This window comes from Acidovorax sp. FG27 (genome assembly GCF_040365715.1).
GTDB lineage: Bacteria > Pseudomonadota > Gammaproteobacteria > Burkholderiales > Burkholderiaceae_C > Paracidovorax.
The window spans coordinates 40,400-52,851 of the sequence record NZ_BAABVY010000006.1 but is presented as its reverse complement, the minus strand read 5'-3'; the positions used below and the strand labels follow the sequence as shown (position 1 = coordinate 52,851).

Genomic DNA, 12,452 nt, shown 5'->3' with positions numbered 1-12,452 from the left:
TCCGATTCTCTCCCATGACGACACCTGCCTCTTTCACCCAAGACGAACTCAAGACCCTGGTGGGCCAGGCCGCGCTGCAGTACGTGGTTCCCGGCGAGATCGTGGGCGTCGGCACCGGCTCCACGGTCAACAAGTTCATCGACGCCCTCGCCACGATGAAAGAACAGATCAAGGGAGCGGTGTCCAGTTCGGTGGCGAGCACGGAGCGCCTCAAGCACCTGGGCATTCCGGTGTTCGATGCCAACGACGTAACGTCCTTGGCGGTCTACATCGACGGCGCCGACGAGATCGACCGCAGCGGCTACATGATCAAGGGCGGTGGCGCCGCGCTCACGCGCGAGAAGATCGTCGCAGCGCTCGCCACGCGGTTCGTCTGCATCGCCGATGCGTCCAAGCGGGTGGACGTGCTGGGCACGTTTCCGCTGCCTGTGGAGGTGGTCCCGATGGCGGCGGAGCACATCAAGCGCCGCTTCCAGGCGCAGGGCGGCGATGTCAGCTTGCGCATGCATGGCGGTGCGCCCCTGGTGACGGACAACGGCCAGCACATCCTTGACGTGAAGGGTTTGGCCATCAAGGATCCGCTGGCCTTCGAGACCGCCGCGAACCAGTGGCCGGGCGTGGTGTCGGTCGGCGTCTTCGCCCACCAGCGTGCGCATGTGTGCCTGCTGGGCACCGCCCAGGGCGTCGAGACCCTGAAGTACTGAGATGGCCGGGAGCGCCGTGCCGCCGGCCCTTTGACGCCAAGCCGCCTGACAGAGCCCACCGCCCCGTCGGGTGGCGGCGTCAGGGCCTGCCCGTGTTTAAGTGGCAGGGTCAGAAAACGATGCCGGCGGGGTTGCTCGCCCGGTTGGCCGGTGCCGGCGCTGCCGGGCGAGAGGCGGCACGTGCGCGGGGCGGGGCGGCGGCGTCAGCGCGCGGAGCGGGTGGCGGAGGCTGCACCGCCACCAGTGGCGCCGCTGCGGGCTGGCGGTAGCCCGCGGGCAGCCGCGACTGCTTGGGATAGCCCGCGACGTCCAGGTACTGCGTCCACTCCACGTCTGAAAAGCCGCTCAGCTGCTGGCCGCCGATCGTGCCGAAGGGCAGGCTGGTGGCGCCGCTCAAGCGCTTGAGCGCGTCGATGTCGTCGTTCGAATTGACCGTGCGTTCCGTGAACGGCACGCCCCGGCTGACGAGCAGGTTGCGGGCACTGGCACACGGAGCGCAATCGCTGCCGGTGTAGAGCGTGACGGGAAAGCGGGACGCGACCTGGCGCAATTCGTAGGGCAGGGGCGCATTGCCCTCCACCGTGGTGGTGCTCCGCGCCCCGGCGGGCTGCGCGGCCGAATCCGTCGGCGAGCGGTCGGAGAACGTGACGCGGCCGTCGGGCCCGACCGAGCGGTAGACCTGCTGCGCCTGCGCCGATCCACCCGCCAGGGCCCACATGGCCAGCGAGACGGCGATGACGGGAAAGACTCGAGGATGCATGCGTGGATTCTCCCTGGAGGACGGATCGTGGCGGCGTCGGCCTGGTTCGGCGATTCGGGCGAGGCGCCGGCCGGTCAGGCCGCCACGGCGCTCATGCCCTGGTGCCGCAGCAGCGCATCGAGGCTGGGCTCGCGGCCCCGAAAGGCCTTGAACGATTCCATGGCGGGCCGGCTCCCGCCAGCTTCGAGGATGGCCTCGCGGTAGCGGCGCCCCACCTCGGGATCGGGCAGGCCGTCGGCGCCCGCGGATTCCTCGAAAGCCGCATAGGCGTCGGCGCTCAGCACCTCGGCCCACTTGTAGCTGTAGTAGCCCGCCGCGTAGCCGCCCGCGAAGATGTGGCTGAAGGTGTGCGCCGTGCGGCTGAAGGCCGGGGGCTGCAGCACCGCGATTTCCGCCCGCACCTGCTCCAGCAGGGGCATGAAGTCGGCGGCGGGGTCGTGGTCGGTGTGCAGCAGCATGTCGAACAGCGAGAACTCGATCTGCCGCAGCGTGGCCATGCCGCTCTGGAAGTTCTTGGCCGCGATCATCTTGTCGAACAGGGCGCGCGGCAACGGCTCGCCGGTCTCGACATGCGCGGTCATGTGCTTGAGCACGTCCCATTCCCAGCAGAAGTTTTCCATGAACTGGCTGGGCAGCTCGACCGCGTCCCACTCCACGCCGCTGATGCCGGAGACATCGCGCTCGTTCACGCGCGTCAGCATGTGGTGCAGGCCGTGGCCGAACTCGTGGAACAGCGTGATGACGTCGTCGTGGGTGAGGAGCGGCGGCTTGCCGTCCACGCCCTCGGCGAAGTTGCAGACCAGGTGGGCCACCGGCGTCTGCAGCGCGCCGGTGTCGGGCCGCAGCCAGCGGGCGCGCACGTCGTCCATCCAGGCGCCGCCGCGCTTGCCCACGCGGGCGGGCTGGTCCAAGTAGAACTGGCCCACCAACTGGCCCGCGCGCTCGATGCGGAAGAACTCGACCGCGGGGTTCCAGACGGGCGCCGCATCGCGGCGGATGGCCACGTCGAACAGGGTCTCGATGATCTTGAAGAGGCCGGCCAGCACCTTGGGCGCGGTGAAGTATTCCTTGACCTCCTGCTCACTGAAGGCATAGCGCGCTTCCTTGAGCTTTTCCGACACGTAGGGCCAGTCCCAGGCCTGGGGCGCGTCCAGGCCGAGGTGCTCGGCGGCGAAGGCGCGCAGATCGGCCACGTCTTTCTCGGCATACGGCCGCGCCCGCACGGCCAAGTCGCGCAGGAAGCCCACCACCTGCGCGGGCGACTCGGCCATCTTCGGCACCACGGAGACTTCACCGAAGTTGGCGTAGCCCAGCAGTTGCGCCTCTTCCCTGCGCAGCGCCAGGATCTCCCGGATCAGCGCGCCGTTGTCGAAGCGCGTGGCATCGCCGGCGGCCTGGTCGGAGGCGCGGGTCACGTAGGCGCGATAAAGCGTCTCGCGCAGAGCGCTGCTGCGCGCGAACTGCATGACGGGCAGATAGCAGGGCATCTTCAGCGTGAGCTTGTAGCCGTCCTTTCCTTCCGCCTGGGCTGCTGAACGCGCTGCGTGCTGCACGTCCGCCGGCACCCCATCCAGCTCCTCCGCCCGGGCGTAGTACGCGAAGGCATCGGTGGCGTCGAGGGCGTTCTCGCTGAACTTCTGGCTCAACTCGGCCTGGCGTTCCTGGATCTGGGCAAAGCGCTCCTTCGCCGCGCCCTGCAACTCGGCGCCCGAGAGCACGAAGTTGCGGATGGCGTTGTCCCAGGCCCGGCGCTGCTCCACGCTGAGCGTGGCCGGGTCGATCGCCTTGTACTTGGCGTAGAGGCGCTCGTCGGCGCCCAGGCGCGTCCAGAACTCGGTCACGCGGGGCAGGGCCTCGTTGTACGCGGCGCGCAACTCCGGCGTGTCGGCCACGCTGTTGAGGTGGCTCACCGCGCCCCAGGACCGGCCCAGCTCCTCCGTCGCCACGTCGAGCACGCGGGAGATGGCGTCCCACTCGGCCGGAAAGCCCGGCGCGGTGACGGTCTCCAGCGCGGCCTCGGCACGTGCCAGCAGCACGTCCATGGCCGGCGCGACGTCGGTGGGCGCGATGCGGTCGAAGAGGGGTAGGTCGGTGAAGTCGAGGAGGGGGTTGCTCATGCGAAGCATTTTGCGGCCGGGCAGTCCGGTTTCAATGAGTGGACGATAAAACCTTGCAATGACGGCGATGTGCCCCGCCGATGCGGACGCCGGTCAGGCGGCGGCGCCCGCCGCGCGTTCGGCGGCCTCCAGCGTGTTGACCAGCAGCATGGTGATGGTCATGGGGCCTACGCCGCCGGGCACGGGCGTGATCCAGCCAGCCACGTCCTTGACGCCGGCGAAATCCACGTCGCCGCAGAGCTTGCCCTCGGCGTTGCGATTCATGCCGACGTCGATCACCACCGCGCCGGGCTTGACCATGTCGGCCGTCAGCACGTTCTGCCGCCCCACCGCGGCGACGATGACGTCCGCCTGCAGCGTCTGGGCCTTCAGGTCCGCCGTGCGCGAGTGGCACACGGTGACCGTAGCGTCCTGCCCCAGCAGCATCAGCGCCATGGGCTTGCCCACGATGTTGCTGCGGCCGATCACCACCGCGTGCTTGCCGCGCAGCTCGTAGCCGATCGACTCCAGCATCTTCATGCAGCCGTAGGGCGTGCATGGCCAGAAGCCGGCGGAGCCGGTCATCAGCGCGCCGGCGCTGGCGATGTGGAAGCCGTCCACGTCCTTGGCGGGCGAGATGGCCTCGATCACCTTCTGCGCGTCGATGTGCGCGGGCAGCGGCAGCTGCACCAGGATGCCGTGGATGGACGGATCGTCGTTCAGCGCCTCCACCCGCGCCAGCAGCTCGGCTTCCGTCATGTCGGCGTCGTACTTTTCCAGCACCGAGTGCAGCCCGCTGTCCTCGCACGCCTTGACCTTGTTGCGCACATAGACCTGGCTGGCGGCGTTGTCGCCCACCAGCACCACGGCGAGGCCGGGGATCACGCCGCGAGCCTTCAACGCGGCGGCACGTTGGGCGACATCGGTGCGCAGTTGGCGGGAAAGGGCGTTGCCATCGATCAGTTGGGCGGTCATCGTAGAACAGGAATTGACAAGTAAAAAAGCTGTCTAGCGCCCGTGTTTCAAGCGCTGACAGCTATCGAAAAGTGAGCAAATCAGGATGCTGCGGGTCACACCTTCGCCGCGCTCTGGCCCAGGGCGATCTTCAGCAGGTCGGCCACGGTGTTGGCGCCGAGCTTTTCCATGATGTTGGCGCGGTGCGCCTCCACAGTCTTGATGCTGATGCCCAGGTCGTCGGCGATCTGCTTATTCAACCGGCCCGCGACGATGCGCTCGAGCACCTGCGCCTCGCGGCTGGTCAGCTTGGAGAGCAGGGCGTCGCGGCTGGCGGCCTGCTGGTAGCCGGCGAAGGCTTCGCGGGCGTGGTCGAGCATGCGTTCGACCAGGCCGACGAGTTCTTCTTCATTGAAGGGCTTCTGGATGAAGTCGAGCGCGCCCTTCTTCATGGTGTTCACGGCCATGGGCACGTCGCCGTGGCCGGTGATGAAGACGACCGGCAGGGGCGACTTGCGCTCGAGCAGGCGGTCCTGCAGTTCCAGCCCGGTCATGCCGCCCATGCGGATGTCGACGATGAGGCAGGCGACCTCGCGCGGGTCGTAGCGCGAGAGAAAAGACTCGGCCGAATCAAAGCAGCGCACCCGATAGTCCTTGCCTTCCAGCAGCCATTGCAAGGAATCGCGGACGGCTTCATCGTCGTCCACGACGTAGACCGTGCCTTTTTTCGGAATCAAGCTCATGCAGTCGTCCTTGGGTTGGGCGTGTTTGCTATTGAATTCGTAGTGGCATCCGCAGGCTGGGCGAGCGGTAGCCAGAAGGAGAACCGGCAGCCGGTGATCTCCGTCCCATTGTAGATGTTCTCCGCCTGCATCCGTCCCTGGTGCGATTCGACGATGCTGCGGCACAGGTTGAGCCCCATGCCCATGCCTTCCTGCTTGGTCGAATAGAAGGCTTCGAACAGATGCTCCAGCACCTCGGGCGCGAGGCCCCGGCCCGTGTCCTGCACCGAAAACTCGATCACGTCGCGCCCATCGACGTTGCGCGGCACCACGCGCAGTTCCACGCTGCGGCGCGAAGGGGGGCGCTCGGCCTGGGCGATGGATTCGGCGCCGTTCTTCATCAGGTTGACCAGCACCTGCTCGATGAGGATGGTGTCCGCCATCACGCGGGGCAGGCGGGCGGCCACGTAGTGCGACAGCCGCACGTTGTGGCGACGCAGTTCGATGTCGGCCAGCTCCACCGCCTCGCCCACCATGCCGGGCACGTCGGCCAGCGCCCGGTTGGGCTCGCTTCGCTTCACGAAGGCGCGGATGCGCTGGATGATCTGCCCCGCCCGCTGCGCCTGGTGCGCCGTCTTCTGCAGCGCAGACAGCAGCGCCTCCTCGGTGATCTGCCCGTTCTGGATGCGCGACACCATGCCGCTGCAGTAGTTGCTGATGGCCGTGAGCGGCTGGTTGAGTTCATGGGCCACGCTGGACGCCATCTCGCCCATGGTGATGAGCCGGCTGACCGACTGGGCGCGCTCGGCCTGCCGGGCCGCCTGTTCTTCCGCCTGGCGGCGCGGCGTGATGTCGGTGGCGATCACCATCTGGGCGAGCCGGCCGTCCACCCAGTTGAGGTAGCGCGAGCGCACTTCCAGCCACTTGCCCAGGTCGGGCAGGTAGATCTCCGCGTTCTCCGAACGGGCGGTGGTCAGCGGGTCGGTGGGCAGGCCCATGAGGCCGTCCTCGTCGTCCATGCCCGAGGAGTGGTGCGGATCGGCGCCCGGCAGCACGCCGGCCTGCGCCACCAGCTGCAGGTGGCCGGCGGTCTGGGAGCCGAACCACTGGCGGTAGAGCTTGTTGGCGAACAGTAGCTCTTCGCTGCCCAGCGGAGCCACGGACACGGAGGCATCGAGCGACTCCAGCACGACGGTGAAGCGCTCGTGCGACGCCGAGAGCTGCTCGCGCACGCGGTTGGGCTCGGTGATGTCAGTCATCGACGTCATCCAGCCCGTCTGCACGCCGTGCGCGTCGATCAGCGGCGACACGTAGAGCCGCGCATCGAAGAGGGTGCCGCTGCGGCGCTTGACCCGCACCTGGAAGCCACCCGCGAAGTGCTTGCCCGACATCTCGTCGCGCAGCTTGGCGCGCAGGGCTTCATGGTCGGACTCGGGCCAGTACACATAGGGCGGCAGTTGCCCCACCAGTTCGGCCTCGCTCCAGCCCGTCATCTGGCAGAACGCGGCATTCACGTAGGTGATGCGGCCCTGCATGTCGAGCGCCCGCATGCCGGTCAGGATGGAGTTCTCCATCGCCCGCCGGAAGTTGGTTTCGGCCACCAGCGCCTGCTGCGCCTGCATGCGGCGGCGGGTGTGGCGCCAGGTGGCGATCAGAAGCCACGCCGTCATGGCGCTCAGCGTGCCCACCAGCCAGAAGAGGCCGCTGCCAACCAGGCCCAGCGAGGTGCGATAGGCCTGCGCCCGCAGCACCAGCCCATTGCCGACGGGCGACACCGGCACTTCGTACTCGTTGGCGCGGGTGGGCCAGGGCAGCAGGCCCGCGCTGCGCGGGGACAGCGGCGTGCCCGCCAGCACCTTGCCGTCGCCGTCCAGCAGCGTGACGGCATAGCGCGCCAGCACCTCGGTGGGCGTGCCGTAGCGCAGCAGGCTGTCGACCGAGTATTCGCTCATCACCACGCCGGTGAACTTGCCCTGCACGGCCAGCGGCACCTGCAGCTGCAGGAGCGGCGCGCTCTCGCCGTCGGCGCTGGCCGGCTGCGAATAGACCGGCTGCTGCAGGTCGCGGGCCAGGCTGAAGGTGTCGGCGGCGTCGCCGTTCTTCAGCACCTCCCCCGCCACGCGCAGCTGGCTGGTCGGCACCGTGGGCGCCGAATGGCTGGCGCGGATGCGGCGGCGCTCGTCCACCCAGGTGATGACCTGCAGCTCCGGGTACTGGCTGATCAGCGCCTCCGCCCGGGCGGAGAAATCGGCGCGCTCCATGTCCTGGTTGGAGAGGTCGCGCGCGATGCGCATGATCTGCTCCTGCCGCTCCAGCAGCCTCAGCCGCACCCGCTGCTGGGCATATTCCACATCGCGCTTGAGGGCTTCCTTTTCGCGTTCGACCTCCTCCATGCGCAAATACCAGAACGCGGCCACGATGGCCGCGAGGAACATCATCACCGCCGCCAGCGGGGCCACGGCGGCGTACCGGTCCTGGCGGGTGGGAGAGAGGCTGCGCCACCATTTGCGCCACCACCGTGCAGGGGTCTTGATGGCGCTGACGGGGCTGACGTGAAGGGCCGAGGGATCCATGTCCGGGAGTGTAGGCCGCGCCGATCAGGCCGTGCGCCCGGTGCTCCCAAACGCTTAGACAGAGGCGCATTTCACAACGAGAAAATATGTGCATTCGCAGCAAAATACCGCAATATGAAATTCAAAAGCACGATTTGAAATCAGGTTGATTTGTGCGAAACTCCGCGCCGTCAATTCATCACCGCCGCACCATCCCAGAGGAGACAAGGCATGTCAGCAAAGACCGAACAGCAGGCGGCCAGTGCCGTCGCGACCCCCGCAGATACCGACCAGCAGGAAACCCGTGAGTGGATGGATGCGCTGACCGCGGTGATCGACAAGGAGGGCGCCGAACGCGCCCACTTCCTGATCGAGCAACTGCTGGAACATGCCCGCCAGAGCAGCATCGACACGCCGTTCTCGGCCAACACCGGCTACGTGAACACGCTCGAAGCCAGCCAGGAGGCACGCTGCCCCGGTAACCTGGAAATCGAAGGCCGCCTGCGCGCCTACATGCGCTGGAACGCCATGGCCATGGTGGTCAAGGCCAACCGCCACCACCCGCCCGAAGGCGGTGACCTGGGCGGCCACATCGGCTCGTTCGCCTCGCTGGCCAACATGTTCGGCGCCGGCTTCAACCACTTCTGGCATGCCGAGAGCGAAAACCACGGCGGGGACCTGCTGTACATCCAGGGCCACGTCTCGCCCGGCATCTATGCCCGCGCCTACCTGGAAGGGCGCCTGACCGAAGAGCAGCTGCTGAACTTCCGCCAGGAAGTCGATGGCAAGGGCCTCTCGAGCTACCCGCACCCCAAGCTGATGCCCGAGTTCTGGCAGTTCCCCACGGTCTCGATGGGCCTGGGCCCGCTGATGGCCATCTACCAGGCCCGCTTCCTCAAGTACCTCCACGCCCGCGGCATCGCCAACACCGAGAACCGCAAGGTCTGGGTCTTCTGCGGCGATGGCGAAATGGACGAGGTCGAATCGCTGGGCGCCATCGGCCTGGCCGCCCGCGAGAACCTCGACAACCTGATCTTCGTCATCAATTGCAACCTGCAGCGCCTGGACGGCCCGGTGCGCGGCAACGGCAAGATCATCCAGGAGCTGGAGAGCGAATTCCGCGGCTCCGGCTGGAACGTCATCAAGCTGCTGTGGGGCAAGGGCTGGGACGACCTGCTGGCGCGCGACAAGGACGGCGCGCTGCGCAAGATCATGATGGAGTGCAACGACGGGGACTACCAGTCGTTCAAGGCCAACGACGGCGCCTACGTGCGCAAGCACTTCTTCGGCCGCGACCCGCGCACGCTGAAGATGGTCGAGCACATGAGCGATGACGAGATCTGGAACCTGCGCCGCGGCGGCCACGACGCGCAGAAGGTCTATGCGGCCTTCTCCGCCGCCAACGAGCACAAGGGCCAGCCCACCGTGCTGCTGGTCAAGACCGTCAAGGGCTTCGGCATGGGCAAGATCGGTGAAGGCAAGAACACCGTGCACCAGACCAAGAAGCTCGGCGACGAGGACATCAAGGCCTTCCGCGACCGCTTCAACATCCCGATCCCCGACAGCCAGATCGCCGACCTGCCGTTCTACAAGCCGGCCGACGACACGCCGGAGATGAAGTACCTGCACGAGCGCCGCAAGGCCCTGGGCGGCTACCTGCCGCACCGCCGCACCAAGGCCGACGAGAGCTTCACCGTGCCGGCACTCGAGACCTTCAAGGCCATCCTCGAGCCCACGCCCGAGGGCCGCGAGATCTCGACCACCCAGGCCTACGTGCGCTTCCTGACGCAACTGCTGCGCGACCAGGCCCTGGGGCCGCGCGTGGTGCCCATCCTGGTCGACGAAGCCCGCACCTTCGGCATGGAAGGCCTCTTCCGCCAGATCGGCATCTACAACCCGCACGGTCAGCAGTACACCCCGGTCGACAAGGACCAGGTCATGTACTACAAGGAAGACAAGGCCGGCCAGATCCTGCAGGAAGGCATCAACGAAGCCGGCGGCATGAGCAGCTGGATCGCGGCCGCCACGTCGTACTCGACGAACAACCGCATCATGGTGCCGTTCTACGTGTACTACTCGATGTTCGGCTTCCAGCGCATCGGCGACCTGGCCTGGGCGGCGGGCGACATGCAGGCCCGCGGCTTCCTGCTGGGCGGCACCTCGGGGCGCACCACGCTCAACGGCGAAGGCCTGCAGCACGAAGACGGCCACAGCCACATCCTGGCCAACACCATTCCGAACTGCATCAGCTACGACCCGACCTTCGCGCACGAAGTGGCGGTGATCATGCACGACGGCATGAAGCGCATGGTCGAGCGCCAGGAAAACGTCTTCTACTACCTGACGCTGCTCAACGAGAACTACGCCATGCCCGGCCTGCAGCCCGGCACCGAAGAGCAGATCATCAAGGGCATGTACCTGTGCAAGCAGGCGCCCGCGTTGGCCAAGGACGCGCCTGCCGTGCAGCTGCTGGGCAGCGGCACCATCCTGCGCGAATCGTTCTTCGCCCAGGAGCTGCTCGAGAAGGACTGGGGCGTGGCGGCTTCCGTGTGGAGCTGCCCGAGCTTCAACGAGCTGACCCGCGACGGCCAGGAAGCCGAGCGCTGGAACCTGCTGCACCCGACCGACGCACCCCGCGTGTCGTACGTCGAGGAGCAGCTGGCCAAGACCAGCGGCCCCGTGGTCGCCTCCACCGACTACATGAAGGCCTACGCCGAGCAGATCCGTCCGTTCGTCCCTAAAGGCCGCACGTACAAGGTGCTGGGCACCGACGGCTTCGGCCGCAGCGACTTCCGCAGCAAGCTGCGCGAGCACTTCGAGATCAACCGCCACTACATCGTCGTGGCCGCGCTCAAGGGCCTGGCCGAAGACGGCGTGCTGCCCGCGACCAAGGTGGCCGAGGCCATCCAGAAGTACGGCATCAACGCCGACAAGATCAATCCCCTCTACGCCTAAGCCGCACCGGAGACAACACATGGCACTGGTAGATATCAAGGTCCCGGACATCGGGGATTTCGACGAAGTGGGCGTGATCGAGCTGCTGGTCAAGCCCGGCGACACGGTCAAGGCCGAGCAATCGCTGATCACGGTGGAGTCGGACAAGGCATCGATGGAGATTCCGTCCAGCCACGCCGGCACCGTCAAGGAGATCAAGGTCGCCATCGGCGACAAGGTCAAGCAGGGTTCGGTCATCGTGGTGCTGGAGTCGGCCGACGCCGGCGCGGCTTCAGAGCCGAAACCCGCCGCAGCGCCCGCCGCGCAAGCGCCGGCTGCTAGCAAATCCGAAGCACCCGCCGCTGCGCCGGCCCCGGCAGCGGCCGCAGGCCCGCTGGAAGTGCGCGTGCCCGACATCGGCGACTTCAAGGACGTGGCCGTCATCGAGATGCTGGTCAAGGTGGGCGACACGGTGAAGGAAGAGCAGTCGCTCTTCACCGTCGAATCCGACAAGGCATCGATGGAGATTCCGTCGCCCGCCGCCGGCGTGGTCAAGGAACTCAGGATCAAGGTCGGCGACACGGTCAACGTGGGCGACTTCGTGGCCGTGCTCGAAGGCACGGCGCCCGCTGCCGCGGCACCGGCTCCCCAGCCTGCGGCCGCTCCCGCGCCGCAGGCCCAGACGGAATCGCAGGCTCCTGCACCGGCACCCGCTGCCGCGCCAGCGCAGGCCTCCGCCGCAGCACCCGCGCCGCACGCCCCTGGCGCTGCGCCGGTCGGCCTGCCACACGCCTCGCCCTCGGTGCGCAAGTTCGCCCGCGAATTGGGCGTGCCGCTGGAGGAACTCAAGGGCACCGGCCCCAAGGGGCGCATCACGCAGGACGACGTGCAGGCGTTCACCAAGCAGGTGATGGCCGGCAGCGTGCAAACCAAGGCCCAGGCCGCCAAGGCACCCGCTGGCGGCGGGGGTGGCTCGGGCGTGGGCACGGACCTGCTGCCCTGGCCGAAGGTGGACTTCGCCAAGTTCGGCGCCATCGAGCGCAAGGACCTGTCGCGCATCAAGAAGATCAGCGGCGCGAACCTGCACCGCAACTGGGTGATGATTCCCCACGTCACCAACAACGACGAGGCCGACATCACCGAGCTGGAAGCCTTCCGCGTCTCCACCAACAAGGAGAACGAGAAGTCCGGCGTGAAGGTGACCATGCTGGCCTTCGTCATCAAGGCCCTGGTCGCGGCGCTGAAGAAATTCCCCGAGTTCAACACCAGCCTGGACGGCGACACCCTGGTCTACAAGCAGTACTTCAACATCGGCTTCGCGGCGGACACGCCCAACGGCCTGGTGGTTCCGGTGCTCAAGGATGCCGATAAGAAGGGCATCATGCAGATCAGCCAGGAGATGGGCGAACTCGCCAAGAAGGCCCGCGATGGCAAGCTCGGCGCGGCCGACATGCAGGGCGGCTGCATCTCGATCTCGTCCCTGGGCGGCATCGGCGGCACCCACTTCACCCCCATCGTCAATGCGCCCGAAGTGGCCATCCTGGGCCTCTCCAAGGGCCAGATGAAGCCGGTGTGGGACGGCAAGCAGTTCGTGCCGCGCCTGATGCTGCCGCTCTCGCTGTCGTACGACCACCGCGTGATCGACGGCGCCGCAGCCGCGCGCTTCAACGCGTTCCTGGGCCAGGTGCTGGCGGACTACCGCCGCATCGTGCTGTAAAGGAGAACCCGTC

8 protein-coding genes are annotated in these 12,452 nt (G+C 67.3%); 3 read left to right on the top strand and 5 right to left on the bottom strand.

Going from position 1 to position 12,452, the window contains the following annotated elements; all coding sequences use genetic code 11:
- The first annotated feature begins 14 nt into the window (after positions 1–14).
- Entirely contained in the window at positions 15–704 is a 690-nt protein-coding gene (gene rpiA / locus ABWV53_RS04100; protein ID WP_353363239.1) for a ribose-5-phosphate isomerase RpiA, read from the top strand.
- 109 nt (positions 705–813) lie between these two features.
- Here the strand turns inward: rpiA and ABWV53_RS04095 are convergent, their stop codons facing one another.
- The 5 genes from ABWV53_RS04095 to ABWV53_RS04075 all read right to left on the bottom strand — a co-directional run bounded on the left by ABWV53_RS04095 (position 814) and on the right by ABWV53_RS04075 (position 7,809).
- Positions 814–1,464 carry a glutaredoxin domain-containing protein gene (locus tag ABWV53_RS04095; protein WP_502903829.1) on the bottom strand — a complete coding sequence of 217 codons (651 nt, stop codon included), beginning with the start codon at positions 1,462–1,464 and terminating at the stop codon, positions 814–816.
- Positions 1,465–1,538: 74 nt separating this feature from the next.
- Entirely contained in the window at positions 1,539–3,581 is a 2,043-nt protein-coding gene (locus ABWV53_RS04090; protein WP_353363237.1) for a M3 family metallopeptidase, read from the bottom strand.
- A 93-nt stretch (positions 3,582–3,674) separates the two neighbouring features.
- Positions 3,675–4,535 (bottom strand): bifunctional methylenetetrahydrofolate dehydrogenase/methenyltetrahydrofolate cyclohydrolase FolD, encoded by an 861-nt coding sequence (gene folD, locus ABWV53_RS04085; RefSeq protein ID WP_353363235.1) that lies wholly within the window; start codon positions 4,533–4,535, stop codon positions 3,675–3,677.
- A gap of 95 nt (positions 4,536–4,630) precedes the next feature.
- Complete coding sequence (locus ABWV53_RS04080) at positions 4,631–5,257, bottom strand: response regulator transcription factor (RefSeq protein WP_353363233.1); 627 nt, start codon at positions 5,255–5,257, stop codon at positions 4,631–4,633.
- The gene (locus ABWV53_RS04075) at positions 5,254–7,809 is read right to left on the bottom strand and encodes a PAS domain-containing sensor histidine kinase (protein WP_353363231.1); all 2,556 of its coding nucleotides are present in this window, start codon (positions 7,807–7,809) and stop codon (positions 5,254–5,256) included. Before ABWV53_RS04075 ends, ABWV53_RS04080 begins: the two co-directional genes overlap by 4 nt.
- 210 nt (positions 7,810–8,019) lie before the next feature.
- On the opposite strand from ABWV53_RS04075, the gene aceE reads away from it, so the two are divergent.
- Both aceE and aceF read left to right on the top strand, forming a co-directional pair.
- Positions 8,020–10,743, top strand: coding sequence for a pyruvate dehydrogenase (acetyl-transferring), homodimeric type (gene aceE / locus ABWV53_RS04070; protein ID WP_353363229.1), 2,724 nt, complete (start codon positions 8,020–8,022; stop codon positions 10,741–10,743).
- Positions 10,744–10,762: 19 nt separating this feature from the next.
- Positions 10,763–12,439: a dihydrolipoyllysine-residue acetyltransferase gene (aceF, locus tag ABWV53_RS04065; RefSeq protein ID WP_353363227.1), complete on the top strand. Its 1,677-nt coding sequence runs from the start codon at positions 10,763–10,765 to the stop codon at positions 12,437–12,439.
- Positions 12,440–12,452 lie beyond the last annotated feature (13 nt).